This window comes from Amycolatopsis pittospori (assembly GCF_013870525.1).
GTDB classification, from domain to species: domain Bacteria; phylum Actinomycetota; class Actinomycetes; order Mycobacteriales; family Pseudonocardiaceae; genus Amycolatopsis; species Amycolatopsis pittospori.
Window position 1 is genome coordinate 20849 of record NZ_JACBXD010000024.1, and the last position, 19646, is coordinate 40494.

A 19646-nucleotide genomic window follows, 5' to 3' on the forward strand; every position below is an offset into this window, starting at 1 on the left:
ATGTAAACCTGTCCTTTCCCGTGGCTTCCGCTTAGCGTTTTCACCGGAAGCTCACCAAGGAATGGGGACAGCAACGTGAATTCTCGCAGACTGACCGGAATCGGCTTGGCCGCAGCCGTCGTCACGGTCTTGGCCGGCGTGACGCCCGCGCAGGCGGCCGAAGCGGCGATCGTCGGCGCCGGTGCGGAAGGCGCCATCGCCGACAGCTACATCGTCGTGCTGAAGGACGGCTCCGCCGCCGACAAGCCTTCGCTGGCGAGCAAGTTCGGCGGAACCATCGGACGGCAGTACACGCAGGGGATCAGCGGGTTCTCGGTGGCATTGGGAGAGCGGCAGGCCAAACGGCTCGCGGCCGATCCCGCCGTCGCCTTCGTGGAGCAGGACAAGGTGCTGCGCGCCGACGCCACGCAGACGAATCCGCCGTCGTGGGGACTCGACCGGATCGATCAGCGCAACCTGCCCCTGAACAACGCCTACACCTACTCGACCACCGCGCCGAATGTGAACGTGTACGTTCTCGACACCGGAATTCGCGCCACGCACACCGATTTCGGCGGCCGGGTCAAACAGGGTTACGATTTCATCGACAATGACACGAACGCGGACGACGGTTACGGCCACGGCACGCACGTCGCCGCCACCATCGCCGGCGCGAAATACGGTGTCGCCAAGGGCGCTTCGCTGTACCCGGTGCGGGTCCTCGGTTCCGACGGCAGCGGCACGACAGCGGGTGTGATCTCGGGTGTCAACTGGATCACGCAGAACGCCAAGAAGCCGGCCGTGGCCAACGCCAGCCTCGGTGGCGGCGCGTCGACCGCGCTGGACACCGCGGTGCGGAACTCCATCAAGGCCGGGGTCACCTGGACGGTCGCGGCGGGCAACTCGAACGTCAACGCTTCCAACACCTCGCCCGCCCGGGTCACCGAAGCGATCACGGTCGCCGCGGCGGACCGCACCGACCGCCGGGCTTCCTTCTCCAACTACGGTTCCGTGATCGACCTGTTCGCGCCGGGCGTCTCGATCACCTCGGCCTGGAAGGACAACGACACCGCGACCTACACCGGCAACGGCACCTCGTTCGCCGCTCCGCACGTGGCCGGTGCCGCGGCGCTGTACCTCGCGACGCACGCCGGAGCCACCGCGGCGCAGGTCGCCCAGGCGCTGATCAGTGCTTCGACTCCGGGGCTGGTCACCAACCCCGGTAGCGGTAGCCCGAACCGCACGCTCTACGTCGGGTAGGTTCCCTCGGTGATGGCTCGGTCCCGGCGTTGTGCCGGGACCGAGCTTTTCCGTCCCCGCGGCCGAGGCGGGCCGAGCAGGGAACGCAAGGCCAAGGGCGGCAAGGACAACAGCTGTTCGAGTTCGGCGAGCGCCCGGAGGGATTCCGGGCGTTCCGGTCTCCGTCTGCCGGACTGCCAATGGCTCAGCGTCGGGACACTGATGGAGACGCCGCGGAGTTGGAGGCGGTGGCGGATCCGGTCCAGCGGAAGCCCGCTGGCCGTGATCGCCGCACGCAGGGCGAGCGGGAACGGTTCTGGATGCAGGGTGGCGCCGGGGAGGATCTTCGGGGGCGACATGCACCGAAAGTAAGGAGCCGTATTTGGAGTGTCAACGGCGTCCGGTCGTCGTCCCAGCCGGTGAACCCTCCGAAAGTCGGATCGGCTCACCCGCTTCGTGCAGACTGCGCAACGCGAGCGAGTACGACTCGATCAGTCCCGTCTCGTGATACGGGACGCCGATTTCCGCGCAGTACCCTTGGACGATGGGCCGAGCGCGGCGAAGATGCGGCGACGGCATACTCGGGAACAGATGGTGCTCGATCTGGTAGTTGAGCCCGCCGAGCGCGACGTCGACGACCCGGCCGCCGCGGACGTTGCGAGACGTGAGCACCTGCTTGCGGAGGAAGTCGAGTTCGGTGTCGCCGGACAGGATCGGCATCCCCTTGTGGTTGGGCGCGAAGATCGATCCCATGTAGACACCCCACAGTGCTTTGTGGACTATGAAGAAGACGAGCGCCTTGCCAGGGGAGAGAACGACGAGCAGCGCGCTGAAGTAGAGCGCGAAATGCGTCAGCAGCAAGGCCGCTTCGAGCCCGCGCCGCCGGATGCCCGGCTTCGAAACCGCGCGGATGCCGGAGACGTGCAGGTTCAAGCCTTCGAGCGTGAGCAACGGGAAGAACAGGAAAGCCTGGTAGCGGCCGATGAATCGGGGGATCCCCTTGGCGGCCCGCGCCTGATCCTTCGACCACACCAGGATGTCCGGGTCGACGTCGGGATCGAGGTCCTCGTGGTTCGGGTTCGCGTGATGGCGGGTGTGCTTGTCCATCCACCAGCCGTAACTCATCCCGACGCCGAGGTTGCCCGCGATGCGGCCGGCGATCTCACTCGGACGGCGGGTCCGGAACACCTGCCGGTGCGCCAGATCATGCGACAGCAACGCGATCTGGCCGAACATCACCGCCTGGAACACGGCGATCGCCAGTGCCCACCAGGAATCACCGACGGCGAACAGGGCCACCCAGCCCGCGACGAAGAGCGTGGCGACCAGGGCGATACGGAAGACGTAGTAGCCGGGGCGGCGGTCGAGGAGGCCCGCTTCGCTGACGCGGCGGGACAGGCGGGCGAAATCGCTGCCTGTGCGGAGGTTTGCGGTCACCCTTGTGAGTCTGGTTCGGTGCGGCGGCCGGGTGAATGCGGTGCGCAGGTGGGTCGGGGCGGGGGTTGGCCCTACCTCGGGTCGTGTGAGGGGGCTCGGCGGGCGCGGACGCGGTACCTGCGTTCGCGTGTTCGCAGAGCTTGACCTTGACTGCGCTTGAGGTTCTACCGTCTCGGCATGTCCCACACGATGCGCGGGCTCCGCGCGGAAGTACTCAGGGGAGACACGCCATGACGACTCGACCGATGTCCGACGTCGAGCTGGCCGGCCAGCCCGCCGCGTATTGGACCGGTGTCGCCTACGAAGCGCTCATCGCGTACACGCGGGCGCGGCAGGCCGAAAAGGGCTACACCCAGCCCCAGTTCTGGCTGCTGCGCAATCTGTCGGCGAACGACCTCTCACCGGACGGCCGGGGAATGACCTTGGCCGAATTGCGTGACGCGATGGGCTCCTACATCCGCCCCGAGGACGATCTGACGGTGGAGGCCGAAGCGCTCCTGGAGCGTGGTTGGCTGGCCTGGGACACCGAGAACCGGCTATGCCTCACCGAGGAAGGGGAACAGGCCCGCGTCGATCTCGCGCGCAACGCTCCTGCCATCCGCGCCGCCCTCCATGAGGGTATCGACGATCAGGACTACGTCACAACGGTGAAGGTGCTCCAGCGACTGATCCGCAATGCGGGTGGGACGGTTTCCTAGCGCCGCCTTCGCCACTGCTGTCCGCATCGCTTGGCCCCGGTTCGTGACGGACATCGTTATGCCGCAGGTTTCTCTCTCGCTCGTGGAACAGAGTTTGCCGTGGCAACCGGGTATGCCCGCGTTTTCGCGATCCGCGCTCACCCCGGCGATAAATTCCCAAGGGAACCGACTTGCCCGGATATTTACCGGATGAACTCGGTGGCATCGCCCACGAACTCAACGACAGGCCACGGCAGACGGAGGGATGACTCAAGCCGGTCGAAGCGTTCAGCAAAGTGTTGCCAGAAAAGACGTGCACTCACGGCTGAAACCGCCAGACGCGCACGGTGGCGGTCGAACGCATGTTCGAGTATGATCATGGGCATGACCACGACTCTTGTTTTCAATCCGAAAGCTGCTCGCCTTCTCGATTCCGCCTACGACGAAGAAGTCTCGCTTCGTCGGGCGCAGGGTCGTCAGGTGCGGTGCATAGCGCAGTTCGCCGCGGCGGGTGGTTCACGAAGATCGGTGACCGAGGAGGTCGCCTTGTGCTTCTCGGTCTCTCGCAATCAAGCCTTCCTGCTGATCGAAACATCCTGCTCGCTCGTGGCGCGCTTGCCGAACACATTGGCGGCGCTGGAGAAGGGGGACATCGATCTGTACAAGGCGTCGAAGGTCAGTCAGCTGACCCGCGAGGTCTCGGACGAGATCGCCGCGCAGGTGGACGCGTTCATGGCCGACCGGCTCGCCGGGCGTGACTCCGGGGCGATCCGCAAATCGGTGAACGGTGCGGTGCAGAAGTTCGACCGGGCGGGCTATCGGGAACGAGCGGAAAGGAAGCGCGCGCGACGGCATGTCTCGCTGGACCACGAAGACGAGACCATGTCGACTCTCTCCGGTCTTCTGCCGTCGGAGGTGGCGAGTTCGATTTACGCGTCGATGAGTCGCGCCGCGCGAGTGCGCCGGGCGCGGGACAAGTCCCGGACCCTGGATCAGCATCGCGCGGACGTGTTCGCCGAACGGCTCCTGGCCGAGGACGGGCACGGAGAGCCTCGCGCGCACATCCATGTGTACGTCGACTTCTTGACTCTGGCCGGTGCTCGCGAGGATCCCGCGATCCTGGCCGGTTACGGGCCCATCCCCGACTGGCTCGTGCGAGAGATCGCCTCCGAACCCGGCTCGACCTGGTCACGGCTGATCACCGACCCCGCCACCGGGCAACTCCTGGAGGCCGGTGCCGACAAGTACCGGTCACCGGCCTCGCTGGCCCGGTTGATCAAGGCGCGGGATCGGGAGTGCACGCATCCCGGCTGCCACCGTCCGGCGGAGTTCTCCGAGATCGACCACATCATCCCCCGGGCACGGAACGGCGGGACCGATCACCACAACTGTCACGGGGCGTGCAAGATCCACAATCTCCTCAAGGAGGAACCCGGCTGGTCCGCGATGCCCACCGGCGACGGCGGCATGACCATCACCACCCCGTCCGGGCGCACCTATGACTCGACACCGGAACCACTCCACGACCCACGCCCCGAACCGGAGGGCGGCACCCCACCCTTCTGAGCGAGACGAACGTCCTCACAACCGGAGGATGAGCGCTACCGGGCCGTGCGTAGGTGAGGTCGTGAGCGGCGTCGTGGTTCCGCCGATGCCGTGCTTCAGGACCTCGTGGACGCCCGGGCAGCCGCCGCCTCCCGGGCAGCGTCGAAGGGAGCCCTGTCGAACACGATCCGCAACTCCACGATCTTCCCCTCCCGCACGGTCAGCAGCTCCGCCCCCGGAGCGCTCGCCACCGGGACGGTCGCCGTGTCGTACATCAGCAACGCGGTCGTCTCGTCCCCGAACGCCGAAAGCAGGGTCGACCCCGTCAGGATCTGCGTGAACGGCCCCATGAACCCGCGAAACGCTTCCGCGCCGGTAAGCGGCCCGGCGGGTGTGTGGCAGACGATGTCGTCGGCGACGTAGGTCATCGCCTTCTCGAAGTCCTTGCCGGTCCAGGCCCGGTGGTAGGAGAGTGCGATGTCCAAGGCTGGGCTGGTCATGACGTTCCTTTCGTCGACGGTCACCAGGGTGGACACCGCCGCCGCCCGAAGTGGAACGGTGCGCACCGAAAAATCTCGTGCCAAGATCGGTCCGTGAGCGAGCAGGAGCTGATCGAGTCGTACCGGCACGAGCTGCACCTGCACTGTTACCGGATCCTCGGCTCCCTCACCGATGCCGAGGACGCCGTCCAGGAGACGCTGCTCGCCGCCTGGCGTGGCCTCGACGGGTTCGAGGGCCGCTCGTCGCTGCGCACCTGGCTGTACCGCATCGCCACCAACCGCTGCCTCAACTTCCTGCGCGACGCGCGCCGACGCCGTCCTCCCGAGCCGGTGCCTCCGTTCGACCCGCCGGAGCCCAGCCGCCGCGGTGAGCTGACCTGGTTGCAGCCGTACCCGGACGAGCTCATCGAGGACCGCGAGCCCGGACCCGAAGCGCGCTACAGCACCCGGGAGGCTGTCGAGCTCGCCTTCGTCACCGGCCTCCAGCTCCTCCCGCCGAGACAGGCCGCCGTCCTCGTGCTGCGGGACGTCCTCTGCTTCCCGGCCGGCGAGGTCGCGAGCATGCTCGGCACCACCGAGACCGCGGTGAAGGGCATGCTCCAGCGCGCCCGCGCCTCACTCGACAAGCATCAGGCCCGCGCCGGACACCGGCCGTCACCGCGGGAACGAGAACTGACCAGGCGTTTCGCCGACGCGTTCACCGCGGGCGACCTCGACGGCGTCATCCGCCTGCTCACCGACGACGCCTGGCTGGCCATGCCGCCGGCGCCGCACGAGTACCACGGGCTCGACGCGATCGCCGGCTTCCTGCGGGTGACCATGGCCGTCCCGGTCCCGGAGGGTTTCACCATGACGCCGACGCGGGCGAACAACCAGCCCGCCTTCGTATGCCGCCACGGTGACGGTCCGGCCGGGCTGATGGTCCTGACCCTCGACGGAGATCGCGTCCGCGCCATCACCCGGTTCTTGGATCGGTGAGAGCCGGACGCACCCGTCCGAGATGGTCGCCCGGCGAACCGAAAAGGTGCGCCGCGCCGTGCGCCCGCTTGAAGTAGCAGTGCGCCGGATGCTCCCAGGTGATCGCGATCCCGCCGTGCAGCTGGATCATCTCGCCGGCCACCGTCGCGAGTGCCTCCGAGCAGTGCACCTTCGCCACCGCCGCCAGCCTGCTCGACTCCGGAGCCGCGTAGGCCGCCGAACGCGCGGTCTCCACCAGGACGTGGAGGTCCGCCATCCGATGCTTCAACGCCTGGAACCCGCCGATCGGCCTGCCGAACTGGTGCCGCTGCTTGCTGTACTCCACGGTCAGCTCGAACGCCCGCGCCGCGGCCCCGGCCTGTTCGGCGGCGAGGACGGCGCACGCGACGTCGCGCAAAGCGGAGAAATCGACCGGGCCGATCAACTGGGCGGGAGTGCCGTCGAAGCTGACGCGAGCCAGCCGCCGGGTCTCGTCCATCGTGGTGGTCCGCGCCCGAGGGGCGTCGGTGACCTCGTACAGCGAGTCTCCCGCGAGCACCAGCAGGATCTCGGCCTCGTCGCCGTGGAGGACATAGTGCGCCTCGCCATCCACCGTGGACCCGGAAGCGGTGCACGCAGGGGAGGACCAGCGGCCATCGGCATCCGTCCAGGCCACGGCCCCGACGACACCTTCGGCGAGGCGGGGCAGCAGACGCTCGCAAGCTTCGTCATCGCCCGTGGCGAGCAACGCGTGCACGGCGAGCACGGCCGAACCGAGGAACGGGACGTCGGCGAGGACCCGGCCCAGTTCTTCGGCGACCACCTGGAGTTCGGTCGTTCCGGCGCCGAGGCCGCCGAAGCGTTCGGGGACGGCCAAAGCCGCCACGCCGATCTGCTCGCACAATGCGGGCCACGGATCGGCTTCCCGGTCCAGGAGTTTCCGGACGCTGTCCCGCAGGGCGTCCTGCTCGGCGGTGAACGTCATGCCAGCACCCGCTCCCGGTGGAACCTCGGCGTACCCCACGCGCCGACGAGGGCGCGGACCCTGGTCAGCCGCAAACCGAGCGCGTGTTCGGCGGTGTAGCCGATCGCGCCGTGTACCTGCAGCCCGGTCCGGGCGGCGAGGTGCGCGGCGTCGCCGCACGCCACCTTCGCCGCGGAGACGTCCCGGCGGTCCAGGGTGACGGCCGCGCCGAACAGCAGCGGTTCGGCGAGCGCGAGCCCGGTCGCGACGTCGGCGAGCAGATGCTTGACCGCCTGATACCCGCCGATCTCGCGTCCGTACTGCTTGCGTTGCGCGGCATACGCGACCGACGTGTCGAGCAGCCATCGTCCCGCGCCGAGCAACTGCGCGGCCGTGGCCAGGCAACCCAGCTCGAAAGCGCGGTCCGCGTCGAGCGCGGTACCGAGATCGTCGCCTGTCACGGGTGAGAACAACCGTCGCGATCCGTCTACAGAGGACAGAAGGTCGCCAGGAGTGAAGGCGCGGAGCCTGCCGTTCTCGACAGCGAGGCGTGCGTCGGCGACGTCGGAATCCAGGGCATAGGGCACCTGCGGTGCGAACGCGACCGACGCCAGCGTCTCACCGGAGGCGACCGAGGTCAGCAGCTCGTCGTCCAGCAAGGACGGCAGTACGGCCACGGTGTCGGTCCACGGGCCGGGAACGCAGTGGAAGCCCAGCCGCTCGAAGCCGACGGCCAGGTCGACCGGGGTGGCGCCGATCCCGTCGTACCGCTCGGGAACCGCGAGCGCGGTCACCCCGAGTTCCGCGAGCCGACGCCAGACCTTGAGACCGGGACCGTGATCCCCGGCCGCCCAGGACCGGTTGGCCGTTTCGGTGTCCACTCCGGACAGGAGATCGTGCAGGCTGCGCGAGAACTGCTCCTGCTCACCGGAAAGCGCGAACCTCATCGAGACCCCTTCGGCAGGCCGAGCAACCGTTCCGCGACGATGGACCGCTGGATCTGGTCGGTCCCGCCGTAGATCGGACCCGCCAGCGAGAACAACCAGCCATCGCTCCATCGGCCGCGGAGTTCGGCGTCCGGGCCGAGGACGTCGAGCGCCGTCTCGTGCAGCGCGACGTCGAGATGCGACCAGAAGAGCTTGTTGACACTCGACTCCGGTCCGAGCTCGGCTCCCTCCGCCAACCGGGTGACCGTGCCGAGCGTGTACAGCTGATACGCCCGCGCGCCGATCCACGCGTCGGCGACCCGGTCCGCGGTATGCGCGGGACGACCGGCCTCGGACCACAACGAGACCAGCCTGTCGGCCGCGGCGAGGAATCGGCCGGGACTGCGCAAGGACAGGCCGCGTTCGTTGTTCGCCGTGGTCATCGCGACCCGCCAGCCCTCACCCGGCGCGCCGATCACGTCCTCGTCCGGTACGAACACGTCGTCGAAGAAGATCTCCGCGAACCCGGGTTCGCCGTCCAGCTGGGGGATCGGCCGGACGGTGACCCCGTCGGCGCGCAGATCCACCATCAGGTAGGTGAGCCCCTTGTGGCGCACCGAATCCGGATCGCTGCGGAACAGGCCGAAGGCACGGTCGGCGAACGTCGCCCGCGAACTCCAGGTCTTCTGCCCGCTGACCCGCCAGCCGCCGTCGCAGCGGGCCGCGGTACTCCGGAGCGCGGCGATGTCGCTGCCGGCCTCGGGTTCCGACCACGCCTGCGCCCAGACTTCTTCGGAACGCGCCATCCTGGGCAGGATCCGCCGCCGCTGTTCTTCCGTGCCGTGGGAGAACAAGGTGGGCGCGAGCATGAAGACGCCGTTCTGGTTGACCCGCGGTGGCGCGCCGGACGCGTAGTACTCCTCCTCGAACAGGACCCATTCCAGGAGGCTCGCGTCGCGACCGCCGTACTCGCGCGGCCACGAGACCACCGACCACCGGGCGTCGGTCAGTTTCGCCTCCCACTCCCGGTGCTGGGCGAAACCTTCGGCGGTGTCGAACGACTTCAACGGCTCGGCCGGAACATGCGCGGCGAGCCAGTCGCGGGCTTCGTCCCGGAAGCCGAGCGCACGCTCGTCGAGATCGAGGTCCATCACGAACTCCTGTTCGCGTCCCGCATCGAGCGGGCGTCCTGCCCGCCCAGGGAATCGCCACCGGACATCTCCGCGTTGTGCGCGTGCGCGAAGTGATGGAGCCCGAACACCGAGTCCATTCCGGACCGCAGGCCCATCAGGTCCTCGGCCTGGTTGACGGCCTTCTTCGCCAGCGCCAGGCCCATTCGCGGCATCACCGCGATCTTCTCCGCCAGCGCCATGGTCTCGGTTTCGAGGTCGGCGCGCGGGACGACGCGGTTCAGCATGCCCCATTCCTTGGCCTGCTGGGCGGTGAAACGCTCACCGGTGAACAGCACTTCCTTGGCCGCGCGCGGGCCGAGCACCCACGGATGCGCGAAGTACTCGACACCGGGGATTCCCATACGCACCACGGGATCGGCGAAGAACGCGTCGTCGGAGGCGACGATCAGGTCGCATACCCAGGCCAGCATCAGCGCGCCCGCGATGCACGCGCCCTGCACGCTCGCGATGGTCGGCTTCGGGATCTCCCGCCACCGGCGGCACATGCCGAGGTAGACCTCCGACTCGCGGGCGAACCGCTGATCGCCGCCCTCGGCGCCGACGTGGTCCCACCACAGCACGGCCTTGCGCTCGAACGAGACGTCCACGTCGCGTTCCGGCGTCCCGATGTCGTGCCCGGCGGAGAAATGCTTACCCGCTCCGGCCAGCACGATCACCTTGACCTCGGGATCGTCCACGGCGCGGCCGAACGCGGCGTCGAGCGCGTAGGTCATCGCCGAGTTCTGCGCGTTCCGGTACTCCGGCCGGTTCATCGTGACGACGGCCACCGGCCCGCGGCGCTCGTACTCGACGGTCATCCGTTCTCCTCCCGCAACACGCGTTTCAGCACTTTCCCCGACAGGTTCCGTGGAAGTTCCGCCACGAAGTCGACAAAGCGAGGAAGCTTGTAGTTGGCCAGTTCGCCCTCGCAGTGCGCGAGAACGTCCTCTGTGGACAGTTCGACACCGGGACGCAGGACGACGAAGGCCTTGCCGACCTCGCCGAGCCGGCGATCCGGCACGCCGACGACGGCCGACTCCGCGACCCCGTCCAGCCTGCTGAGCACCTGCTCGATCTCGGCCGGGTAGACGTTGAACCCGCCGCAGACGTACATGTCCTTGATCCGGTCGACGATCTTGAGATAACCCTGCTCGTCGAGCACGCCGACATCGCCGGTGTGCAGCCAGCCGTCCGCGTCGACGGCCTTCGCGGTCGCCTCCGGGTCGTCGAGGTAGCCGAGCATCACGTTCGGCCCCTGTAGCAGGACTTCGTCGTGCTCGCCCAGTTTCACCTCGAAGCCCGCTGTCGCGCGGCCGCTGTAGTTCGCGACCAGCTTCGCGTCGTCACCGGGGCGGGACATCGTCACGACCACGGCTTCGGTGAGCCCGTACGCGGTGAGCACGGTGTCGAAGCTGAGTTCGCTCTGCATCCGTTCGACGAGCGCGACCGGCACCGTGGCGGCTCCGGTGACGGCGAGCCGCAGGCTGGACAGGTCGTGGTCCGCGCGTTCGGGCGCGTCCAGCAGCACCTGGTGGATGGTCGGCGCGCCGGGCAGCACCGTGACACGCTCGGTTTCGATGAGCCGCAAGGTCTCCCGGACGTCGAAGGTGCGCTGCGGAATGATCGTCGCACCGCGCAGGACGGCGGCCAGGATCCCCGCCTTGTACCCGAAACTGTGGAAGAACGGGTTGATGACCAGATAGCGGTCGTGCTCGGTCAGGCCACCGCAGTCCGCCCAGGCCTCGGCGACGCTCAGCGCCTGCCGGTGGCTGCTCATCGCGCCCTTGCTGCGGCCGGTGGTCCCCGACGTGAACAGGATGTCGCTGACGTCACCCGGCGCGGCGGGGCTGGTGAGGCCGCCGTCCAATCCGGCGAGCACGTCCCATTCCGTGACGCCCTCGACCGGCGTCTCGACGCCTTCGACGGGGATCCGCAGGACGGTGCCGGGGCGAGCGTCGCCGAGGTCGGCCAGCCTGTCGGTGCCGAGGAAGGTGCCGGTGATCGCGAGCGCGGAAACCCGTGCGCGGTCGAGGATGTCGAGGGTCTCGCGGGCGGTGAAGCGGGTGTTGACCGGGATCAGCGTGGCCCCGGCGTGGAGCGCGCCGAGTCCGGCGACGACCCAGTGCCAGGTGTTGGGGGAGCAGATCGCGACCCGCCGGTGACCCTCGAAGAAGCGAGCGGCCTGCCGCACCCGGTGCGCGAGTTCGGCATAGGTGAACCGGACGTCGCCGTCGACGAGTGCTTCTCGTCCGGCGAACCGTTCCGCGGCCTTGTCGAGCGCCGCCGGGATGGTCCCTTCGTCCATTGAAGTCTCCCTAGCAAGTGCTTGGTAGGGTAGCCTACGCAGCAGGCTCTGGTTTGGCTAGAGGAGGCGTGCGTGACCGAGGACAGCGCTGATGGGCTCTCAGCGGGAAAGAGTGCCTCGAACCTGGACTTTCGCGACCGAGTGCGCACCTGGCTGGCCGAACACCTGCCGCCGGAATTGCGCGGTCTGGGCGGTCCCGGCCGGGAGCACGAAGCGTTCGGCGAACGCGTGGAGTGGGAACGACGGCTCGCGACGGCGGGCTGGACCTGCGTCGGCTGGCCCACCGAGCATGGCGGGCAGGGCGCGACACTCGAGCAGCAGGTCATCTTTCACGAGGAGTACGCCCGCGCCGGAGCGCCGGCGCGGGTGAGTCATCTGGCGCAGGAACTCCTCGGCCCGACGCTGATCGCGTTCGGTACCCCGGAACAGCGGCGAAGGTTCCTGCCGCCGATCGTGGCCGTCGAAGAACTGTGGTGCCAGGGCTATTCCGAGCCCGGCGCCGGTTCCGACCTCGCCGCGGTGTCGACCACGGCGACCCTCGAAGGCGACGAGTGGGTGCTGCGGGGCCAGAAGGTGTGGACGTCGCTCGCGCACGTGGCCGACTGGTGTTTCGTCCTCGCCCGCACCGAGCCGGGCTCGAAACGCCACAAAGGACTGTCCTATCTGCTCGTTCCGATGCGGCAGGACGGCGTCGAGGTCCGCCCGATCCAGCAGCTCACCGGGACCTCGGAGTTCAACGAGGTCTTCTTCGAAGGCGCCCGCACCGCGAAGGACCTGGTCGTCGGCGAACCCGGCGACGGCTGGCGGGTCGCCCTGGGCACGCTCGCCTTCGAACGCGGTGTCGCGACGCTCGGCCAGCAGGTCGGCTTCCGGCGGGAACTCGAAGAACTCACCAGGATCGCGCCGGACGACCCGGTCGTCGGCGAGCGGATCGACCGGGCCTGGGCCGGTCTGGAGGTCATGCGGGCACACGCGATCCGCACCCTCGGCGATTCCTCGCCGGGCGTGGCGGAAGTGTCCAAACTGGTCTGGGCGAACTGGCACCGTGACCTCGGGGAGCTCGCGATGCTCGTCCGCGGCGCCCGCGGGATGCTCGCGGAAGACGGTCTCGACGCCTGGCAGCGGCTCTTCCTCTTCACCCGCGCGGACACGATCTACGGCGGCTCCAACGAAATCCAGCGCAACGTCATCGCCGAGCGGGTGCTCGGACTTCCCCGGGAGGTGCGACCGTGATTCCGGTTCCGAAATACCCCGAGGGGGCGAATCTCCTGCGGGACAAGGTGGTCGTGGTGACGGCGGCGGCCGGCACCGGGATCGGGTCCGCGGTGGCGAAACGCGCCAAGGAGGAGGGCGCCCGGGTCGTGATCAGCGACTGGCACGAACGGCGACTGGGGGAGAAGGCCGCCGAACTCGGTGACGTCCACGCGATCCCTTGTGACGTCACGCGAGAAGACCAGGTCCAAGCCCTCATCGACGGAGCCGCCGCGCGCTATGGCCGCGTCGACGTGCTCATCAACAACGCCGGTCTCGGCGGGACGAAGTCCATAGTGGACATGGCTGACGAAGAGTGGTCGCGGGTCATCGACGTCACCCTCAACGGCACCTTCCGTGCGACGAGGGCGGCGGTGAACCGGTTCATCGAGCAGGGTGACGGCGGCGTGATCGTCAACAACGCGTCGGTGATCGGCTGGCGCGCCCAAGCAGGGCAGGCGCACTACGCCGCGGCGAAGGCGGGCGTCATGGCGCTCACCCGGTGCGCGGCCGTCGACGTCGCCGAACACGGCATCCGGGTCAACGCCGTCGCGCCGAGCCTGGCGATGCATCCCTTCCTCGCCAAGGTGACCAGCGAGGAACTGCTCACCGAGCTCACCTCGCGCGAGGTCTCGGGGAGGGCGGCGGAACCCTGGGAAGTGGCGAATGTGATGGTGTTCCTCGCCAGTGAGTACTCCTCGTACCTCACCGGCGAGGTCGTGTCCGTGAGTTCCCAGCATGCGTGAGGTTCCGATGAAGTCCAGTCCAGGGTCCCGCCGCGCCGAACTGCTCGCCCTGGCGGCGAAGCTGTTCGCCGAGCGCGGTTACGTCTCGACCACCGTGCGGGACATCGCGGACGCGGCCGGAATCCTTTCGGGCAGCCTCTATCACCATTTCGACTCGAAGGAGTCGATGGCCGACGAGATCCTCACCGGATTCCTCGACGAACTGTTCGGCGCCTACGCGGAAATCGTCGCGGAAGGCAGGGGCCCGCGGGAAACACTCGAAGCCGTCGTCGTGGCATCGTTCGAATCCATTCACCGGCGGCCCGCCGAAGTGGCGATCTATCAGTCGGAAGCGAAGCATCTGATGCAGTTGCCGCGGTTCGACTACCTCAACGACCGCAACACCGAATTCCGCAAACTGTGGAACGCGATCCTCACCGACGGCATCGCGGCCGGCGTGTTCCGCGAGGACCTAGACGTCGAACTCACCTACCGGTTCATCCGCGACACCGTCTGGGTCGCGGTGCGCTGGTACAACCCCGACGGCACGCTGAGCGCGGACGACGTCGCGCAGCAGTACCTCGGGATCCTTCTGGACGGTATCGCGACGAAAACAAGGAGGCGCCGTGGCAGCGTCGATGAGCCCTCGGCGGGAAAACGTGCCTCGGGCTGAAGCCTACGTCCTGGATGCGGTCCGGACCCCGGTCGGCAGACGCGGGGGAGCGCTGAGCAGCGTCCACTCCGCCGACCTGGGCGCGCACGTCATCCAAGCCGTCGTCGAACGGGCAGGCGTCGAGTCCGACCTGGTCGACGACGTCATCCTCGGCTGCACCGACACCCTCGGACCGCAGTCGGGGAACATCGCGCGGACAGCCTGGCTCGCGGCCGGATACGGCCACCACGTGCCGGGGGTGACCGTCGACCGGCAGTGCGGTTCGAGCCAGCAGGCCGTGCATTTCGCCGCGCAGGCGGTGCTGTCGGGAACGATGGACCTGGTGCTCGCCGGCGGCGTGCAGAACATGAGCGCCATCCCGATCAGCGCGGCGATGCTCGCCGGTCGCGAGTACGGCTTCGAAGACCCGTTTTCCGGGTCGAAGGGCTGGCAGGAGCGGTATGGCAGCGTCGAGGTCTCGCAGTTCCGCAGCGCCGACATGATCGCCGAGCACTGGGATCTGACCCGTGAGGCGATGGAGGAATACGCCTTCCGCAGCCATCAGCGCGCGATCGCGGCCATCGACGAAGGCCGGTTCGCGGCCGAGACCGCGCCGTTCGCCGGTGTCGGCCTGGACGAGGGGCCCAGGCGGGACACCAGTCTCGAACGGATGGCCGGATTGAAACCGCTGAGCGAAGGATCGCGGATCACGGCGGCCGTGGCCAGCCAGATCTCCGACGGCGCGAGCGCGGCGCTCATCGCGTCCGAGAGGTTCGTCGAGGAACACGGCCTGACGCCGCGGGCGCGGATCCATCACCTGTCGGTGCGCGCGGCCGATCCGGTGTGGATGCTGACCGGGCCGATCCCGGCGACCGCGCACGCGCTGCGGAAGACCGGGCTGAGCATCGAGGACATCGACCTGTTCGAGGTCAACGAGGCGTTCGCGAGCGTCGTGCTGGCGTGGATCGAGGAGACGGGCGCCGACCCGGAGCGGGTCAACGTCAACGGCGGCGGCATCGCGCTCGGTCACCCCATCGGCGCGACCGGCACGAAACTGTTCGCGACCCTGCTGCACGAACTCGAGCGGCGGGGCGGGCGCTACGGGCTGCAGACCATGTGCGAAGGCGGCGGGACGGCGAACGTGACGATCATCGAACGCCTTTAGCGCTTGAGATGGGCGCACCGGCGCCCAGCTCAGGTGAGAACCCGAATCCCACTGACGACCCCCGTGTCCCAGAACGGCCGCCGCCAAGGTGTGTTGCGAAAGCCACTTTCGCAACGTTCAACGTTGCGAAAGTGGCTTTCGCAACACACCCCGCGAGACCAGGCGCCCAACCGACGACGCTGACGCAGAAGGGGCCCTTCCGGGTGAGTCAAGCCCGGAAGGGCCCCATCTGTAGGTGGGGAGCTAGGAGGAGCGGGTGTCCGACGGAGCCCGAATCACCATCGGAACCGGTTCCTCCCGGCGTCCCCAGGGGGTGGCGGTGGGTGCGGAGGCCCAGCAACCCACCGCCACCTGAGGGGACCGCGGCCGCCGCGCGCGGCCCCGGTCCTTGTCGCGAACCCGGGTCACCCGGCGGGAACGCGAGCCCAGGGCATCTCCTCCTGTGCGGGTACGGCCGCGGTCGGGGTGTCGGACAGGAAGTCCCGCTCGAACGGGGCCAGGATGTCTTCCCCGATCGGCGTCGACTCGCCGACGGAAGCGGCGAAAGACGGTTCCGCGGGCGCAGGGGCGGGGAAGACCGGCTCGGGCACCGGCAGCCGCCGGTCGAGTTCGGCCGTCCAGTGGATCATCGCCTTCGGCCGGTCCCAGCCCGCCGCGCCGATGAGCCTGCCGTCGCGGACGAAACCGGTGACGCCGTCGGAAAGTTCGATCGTGTCCTTGCCGAGCGACGGCATGCCGACGGTCTGCAAACGGGCGTCGTACAGCGACGACCAGGCGCGGGGGAGCGGCGTGTACGGCCGCGCGTTGCCCCGGCCCAGCATCAGGCTTTCCGCCGCCGCGCGCCCGGATTCGACACCGTTCATCCAATGCTCGACCCGCCGCGGGGTCTCGTCGATCCGCAGGTTCGGCCATTTCGCGATGTCACCGGCGACCACGACGTCTTCGGCCCCGACGGCGAAGAGAGTCGACTCGCACAGGACACCGTCGTCGATCGTGAGCTCCGAGCCGCGCAGCCAATCCACGGCGGGCACACTGCCGATCGAGAGCACCACGCAGCTGGCTACCAGGAACTGGTTGTTGGTCAGGTGCAGCCCGACCGTCTCCTTGGTGCTGATCCAGTTCCGCACCTCGGTGTTCATCGCCAGCTTGGCGCGGTGGTGCTGGTGTTCCTTGGTCAGCGCGGACGCGATCCGCTCCCCGAAGCGGTGCAACGGCGCCTTCGCGTGGCCGATGAGGGTGACGTCGCGGCCCATGTACCGCATCGACGCGGCGAACTCGTTCCCGATCAGGCCGCTGCCGATCACCACGACGGATTTGTTGCTGTTCCCCAAAGCCCGCCGGACGGCGAGTGAATCCTCCACGGTGCGCAGCACACGGACCCGGGGGTCGTGGCGCGGCGAGCCGGGGAGATGGCGGGGGTAGACGCCGGTCGCGACGATGAGGCCGTCGTACCAAAGGGATTCCCCACCCGGCAGGTGGACCGTGCGCTCCTTGGTGTCGAGCCAGGTCGCGCGGGTGCCGAGCCGCCAGTGGACGTCCAGGTCGGTGTAGGGCTCCAGGCTGGCCGCCACCGGTTTGACGCCGCCGGTGATGAGTTCCTTCGACACCATGGGCCGGTGGTACGGCTTCCGCGGCTCATCGCCGACCAGCACGATCTCGCCGTCGAAACCGAGTTCCCGCAGGCGTTCCGCGGAGCGGAGCCCGGCGACGCCGGCTCCGACGATGACGATCCGATCTCCGTCACTCATCGTCGTGCGCTCCTTCTCCCTTGACTCTGATGGCTTGTTTCGGGCAGAGCCGGGCGGCGGAAATGGCCTGGTCCAGACCGTCCCGGTCGACCATCCGGCGGATACGGAGCTTGCCGTCCGGTCCGATCTTGAAGGTGGCGGGCGCCTCCATCTCGCAGAAACCGAAGATTTCGCATCGCTCGTTGTCGACGCTCACGCGAGTGCCGCGCCGTACGCTTCCGAAGATCATTGTCTTTTCTCCAAGTCCGTTAGCTCCCCGTCAGACCAGTTCCTCGACCAGACCCAGGCGTTCCAGGAACCGGGTGGGCAGGAACCGGAGCACGGTCAGCAGGACGACGGGGACCAGCAACGTGATCCCGCCGAACCACAGAAGTCCGAGGTGCCCGTTGGCCATGGCACCGAAGAAGGAGTGCAGTGCCGTGATCGCCACGGCGGGGTAGGCGAGCCGGTGGATCCACAGGAACCGCCGATAGGAACTGAACCGGTGGATTCCGCCGGTCAGCGCGACGGCGACCATGACCTCGAGGCCGATGACGCCGAGTTCGTGCCGCGCCAGCGTGCCCGGCAGCAGCGGGATCGAGATCTGCGCCAGGGTGAATCCGTCGGGCAGGAACAGGAACGACATCGCGTGCACGACGCCGAACGACAGCGTCAGGATGCCGAGCACCATATGCGAGTTCCGGAGCGCCTTCCGCCCGGTCAGCGACTTGATCCACCCGGTCGCCGTGAACACGCCCCAACAGAGCGTGAGACACATGAAACCGTACGCGATCCGGGCGGACGTCTGAGCCATGCCCTTGATGCCGGGGTCCGTGTCCGTCTTCTGGGTCAGGACGATCACCACCTCGGACCACTGGTCATACATTGATCTCTCCTGGGGCACTGGGAACCAGATCCGGTTCGGCTCCGGCCGCGCGTTTGCGGGTCCGGGTGTTCTTGCTGCGAAGGGTCCGGAGGCCGTAGAAGAGCCCGCCGCCGATCACCACCGCCAGTACCAGCCCGAGGGCGAATTCGCCGAAGCCGACGTCCATCGCGGCGTTGGCGCTGTTCGACTGCGGCACCGGCGCTTCCGGCATCAGCGACTGGTCGATGACGCCGGTGCTCTCCAGCAGGGTCATATGCCGCAGCACCGCCTGGTTGGCCGTGGTGGCGTAATCGCGGACGACGTCGTTGCGGGTACCGGCCCTGACCTGCGCGATGATGGGGAAGAGCACGCCATGCGCGTAGCGGAGCCGGTTCGCGAAGATCCGGTCGAACTCGCTGTCGTCGCGGGCACCCTGCATCTCTCCGAGCCAGGCGGACTGCTGGTCCGAAGGTTCGTTCGGCAGCGCGATGCCGAATCGGTCGGCGATCGCGTGGGTCGCGGTGTCGAGCCTGCCGTGGTCGATCATCAGCGCGCGGCCGACTTCGCGGGTCCGCTTGCTCTTGCCGCGTTCCTGCGCCCACATCCCGGCCGGCATTTCCCACAGCCCGGCCAGTTTGACGTTGACGATGAGGTTCTTGTCGGCCGCGGAGAGGTCTTGCGCGTGCGCGTCGTCGACCGGGCCGAGCACGGTCACCGTCGCCATCGTCAGCAGGACGAGCAGCAGCCGGGAAAACCGGGAGAGGACCGGGCCGGTGACTTCACCGGAGAGGTCAGATGCCGAGGTCATCGGCCTGCCAGGTGTCTGCGGTGAGCAGGACTTTCGTGCCGTCGGGCTTGACCGGGAACCACGCGTCGTCGACGCCTTGCCCGGACGTGTTGCCGGGCATCGCGTCCTTCGCGTTGCGGTAGAGCGGCCAGACCGCGAGGGTCAGCTGCTCGGTGCCGTCGTCCCTGGCCACGGTCCCGATCAGGGCCCGGTCGATGCCGGTCACCACGAGGTCTCCGTCGGCCTTGGCGGGAATCCAGGTCCGTGAGCAGGTTTCCGTGCAGTTCGACTTGGGCGGATTGACCGTGTCCTTGTCGTACCGGTAGAGCGTGAATCCATTGGTGTCGGTGACGATCGGTCCGAGGTCGAACAGGATCGCCGCCGTCACACCGGGTGCGGCTTCGGCCGCGGGGTCGGGCATACCGGGGATCTGCGCCGCGCCGGCGGCGGGGGCCGCTCCCGGAGAGCCGTTCGGTCCCGCGGTACCGGTGGTGCAGGCCGCGGTCAGCGCGAGCGCGGCCAAGGTGACGGTCAGAGGTATGACCGAGCGTGACACGGGGTTCACGGAAATCCTCCTGTCGGGGGCAGAGGAGAACGCCGTCGCCGCGGGGCGACGGTGTGCAGGCGCGTTTAACTCCATTGTGGACAGTCATGATCCACAATGGATTCGGCGGTGCGGGGGACAGCGCCGGGTCGGGGGTCTTCGCTAGGGGATACGGTCACGAGTCGGAGACGGTTCAAAAAATTTTCACCTGCGCCAGAACCGGGACAGA

At 68.3% G+C, this 19646-nt stretch carries 21 protein-coding genes; 8 read left to right on the plus strand and 13 right to left on the minus strand.

Annotated features, from left to right (window positions below):
- Positions 1–75 precede the first annotated feature (75 nt).
- A complete protein-coding gene (locus H5J31_RS15835) occupies positions 76–1239 on the plus strand; it encodes a S8 family peptidase (RefSeq protein WP_407925047.1) in 1164 nt (387 codons plus the stop codon).
- Here H5J31_RS15835 and H5J31_RS15840 read toward each other — a convergent pair.
- The gene (locus H5J31_RS15840) at positions 1227–1577 is read right to left on the minus strand and encodes a transcriptional regulator (protein WP_181773337.1); all 351 of its coding nucleotides are present in this window, start codon (positions 1575–1577) and stop codon (positions 1227–1229) included. The two genes, H5J31_RS15835 and H5J31_RS15840, sit on opposite strands and share 13 nt — an antisense overlap.
- A gap of 31 nt (positions 1578–1608) precedes the next feature.
- Positions 1609–2655: a fatty acid desaturase family protein gene (locus H5J31_RS15845; RefSeq protein WP_181773338.1), complete on the minus strand. Its 1047-nt coding sequence runs from the start codon at positions 2653–2655 to the stop codon at positions 1609–1611.
- A 230-nt stretch (positions 2656–2885) separates the two neighbouring features.
- Here H5J31_RS15845 and H5J31_RS15850 point away from each other — a divergent pair, with 230 nt between their 5' ends.
- Complete coding sequence (locus tag H5J31_RS15850; RefSeq protein ID WP_181773339.1) at positions 2886–3353, plus strand: MarR family winged helix-turn-helix transcriptional regulator; 468 nt, start codon at positions 2886–2888, stop codon at positions 3351–3353.
- Between the two features lie 363 nt (positions 3354–3716).
- On the plus strand, positions 3717–4898 hold the full coding sequence (locus tag H5J31_RS15855; RefSeq protein ID WP_181773340.1) for an HNH endonuclease signature motif containing protein: 1182 nt from the start codon (positions 3717–3719) through the stop codon (positions 4896–4898).
- Between the two features lie 95 nt (positions 4899–4993).
- On the opposite strand, the gene H5J31_RS15860 is transcribed toward H5J31_RS15855, so the two are convergent.
- Entirely contained in the window at positions 4994–5377 is a 384-nt protein-coding gene (locus tag H5J31_RS15860) for a nuclear transport factor 2 family protein (RefSeq protein ID WP_181773341.1), read from the minus strand.
- Positions 5378–5470: 93 nt separating this feature from the next.
- Here H5J31_RS15860 and H5J31_RS15865 point away from each other — a divergent pair, with 93 nt between their 5' ends.
- Positions 5471–6355 (plus strand): RNA polymerase subunit sigma-70, encoded by an 885-nt coding sequence (locus tag H5J31_RS15865; protein WP_328701499.1) that lies wholly within the window; start codon positions 5471–5473, stop codon positions 6353–6355.
- Here the strand turns inward: H5J31_RS15865 and H5J31_RS15870 are convergent.
- Genes H5J31_RS15870 through H5J31_RS15890 form a run of 5 tightly spaced genes read right to left on the minus strand, consistent with a single transcriptional unit; the run spans position 6333 to position 11701 of the window.
- On the minus strand, positions 6333–7319 hold the full coding sequence (locus H5J31_RS15870; protein ID WP_181773342.1) for an acyl-CoA dehydrogenase family protein: 987 nt from the start codon (positions 7317–7319) through the stop codon (positions 6333–6335). The genes H5J31_RS15865 and H5J31_RS15870 overlap by 23 nt on opposite strands.
- Positions 7316–8245 carry an acyl-CoA dehydrogenase family protein gene (locus H5J31_RS15875; RefSeq protein WP_181773343.1) on the minus strand — a complete coding sequence of 310 codons (930 nt, stop codon included), beginning with the start codon at positions 8243–8245 and terminating at the stop codon, positions 7316–7318. Before H5J31_RS15875 ends, H5J31_RS15870 begins: the two co-directional genes overlap by 4 nt.
- On the minus strand, positions 8242–9375 hold the full coding sequence (locus tag H5J31_RS15880) for an acyl-CoA dehydrogenase family protein (protein WP_181773344.1): 1134 nt from the start codon (positions 9373–9375) through the stop codon (positions 8242–8244). Before H5J31_RS15880 ends, H5J31_RS15875 begins: the two co-directional genes overlap by 4 nt.
- Entirely contained in the window at positions 9375–10214 is an 840-nt protein-coding gene (locus H5J31_RS15885; RefSeq protein ID WP_181773345.1) for an enoyl-CoA hydratase, read from the minus strand. The genes H5J31_RS15880 and H5J31_RS15885 overlap by 1 nt, the downstream gene beginning before the upstream one ends.
- On the minus strand, positions 10211–11701 hold the full coding sequence (locus H5J31_RS15890; RefSeq protein WP_181773346.1) for a FadD3 family acyl-CoA ligase: 1491 nt from the start codon (positions 11699–11701) through the stop codon (positions 10211–10213). The genes H5J31_RS15885 and H5J31_RS15890 overlap by 4 nt, the downstream gene beginning before the upstream one ends.
- A gap of 72 nt (positions 11702–11773) precedes the next feature.
- Between H5J31_RS15890 and H5J31_RS15895 the strand changes: the two genes are divergently transcribed.
- The 4 genes from H5J31_RS15895 to H5J31_RS15910 are packed head-to-tail and all read left to right on the plus strand — an operon-like array spanning position 11774 to position 15494.
- Positions 11774–12934 carry an acyl-CoA dehydrogenase family protein gene (locus tag H5J31_RS15895; protein WP_407925048.1) on the plus strand — a complete coding sequence of 387 codons (1161 nt, stop codon included), beginning with the start codon at positions 11774–11776 and terminating at the stop codon, positions 12932–12934.
- Positions 12931–13698 (plus strand): SDR family oxidoreductase, encoded by a 768-nt coding sequence (locus tag H5J31_RS15900; RefSeq protein ID WP_181773347.1) that lies wholly within the window; start codon positions 12931–12933, stop codon positions 13696–13698. Before H5J31_RS15895 ends, H5J31_RS15900 begins: the two co-directional genes overlap by 4 nt.
- A 7-nt stretch (positions 13699–13705) precedes the next feature.
- On the plus strand, positions 13706–14350 hold the full coding sequence (locus tag H5J31_RS15905; protein WP_181773348.1) for a TetR/AcrR family transcriptional regulator: 645 nt from the start codon (positions 13706–13708) through the stop codon (positions 14348–14350).
- The gene (locus H5J31_RS15910) at positions 14337–15494 is read left to right on the plus strand and encodes an acetyl-CoA C-acetyltransferase (RefSeq protein WP_328701500.1); all 1158 of its coding nucleotides are present in this window, start codon (positions 14337–14339) and stop codon (positions 15492–15494) included. The genes H5J31_RS15905 and H5J31_RS15910 overlap by 14 nt, the downstream gene beginning before the upstream one ends.
- Before the next feature lie 404 nt (positions 15495–15898).
- On the opposite strand, the gene H5J31_RS15915 is transcribed toward H5J31_RS15910, so the two are convergent.
- The 5 genes from H5J31_RS15915 to H5J31_RS15935 form a co-directional block, all read right to left on the minus strand.
- Entirely contained in the window at positions 15899–17242 is a 1344-nt protein-coding gene (locus H5J31_RS15915) for an NAD(P)/FAD-dependent oxidoreductase (RefSeq protein ID WP_181773349.1), read from the minus strand.
- Positions 17235–17438, minus strand: a complete 204-nt coding sequence (locus H5J31_RS15920) for a ferredoxin (protein WP_407925049.1) — start codon at positions 17436–17438, stop codon at positions 17235–17237. The genes H5J31_RS15915 and H5J31_RS15920 overlap by 8 nt, the downstream gene beginning before the upstream one ends.
- A gap of 63 nt (positions 17439–17501) precedes the next feature.
- Positions 17502–18107 carry a ferric reductase-like transmembrane domain-containing protein gene (locus H5J31_RS15925; RefSeq protein WP_181773351.1) on the minus strand — a complete coding sequence of 202 codons (606 nt, stop codon included), beginning with the start codon at positions 18105–18107 and terminating at the stop codon, positions 17502–17504.
- The gene (locus H5J31_RS15930; protein WP_181773352.1) at positions 18100–18894 is read right to left on the minus strand and encodes a DUF4142 domain-containing protein; all 795 of its coding nucleotides are present in this window, start codon (positions 18892–18894) and stop codon (positions 18100–18102) included. The genes H5J31_RS15925 and H5J31_RS15930 overlap by 8 nt, the downstream gene beginning before the upstream one ends.
- Entirely contained in the window at positions 18878–19438 is a 561-nt protein-coding gene (locus tag H5J31_RS15935) for a hypothetical protein (RefSeq protein ID WP_181773353.1), read from the minus strand. Before H5J31_RS15935 ends, H5J31_RS15930 begins: the two co-directional genes overlap by 17 nt.
- Positions 19439–19646 lie beyond the last annotated feature (208 nt).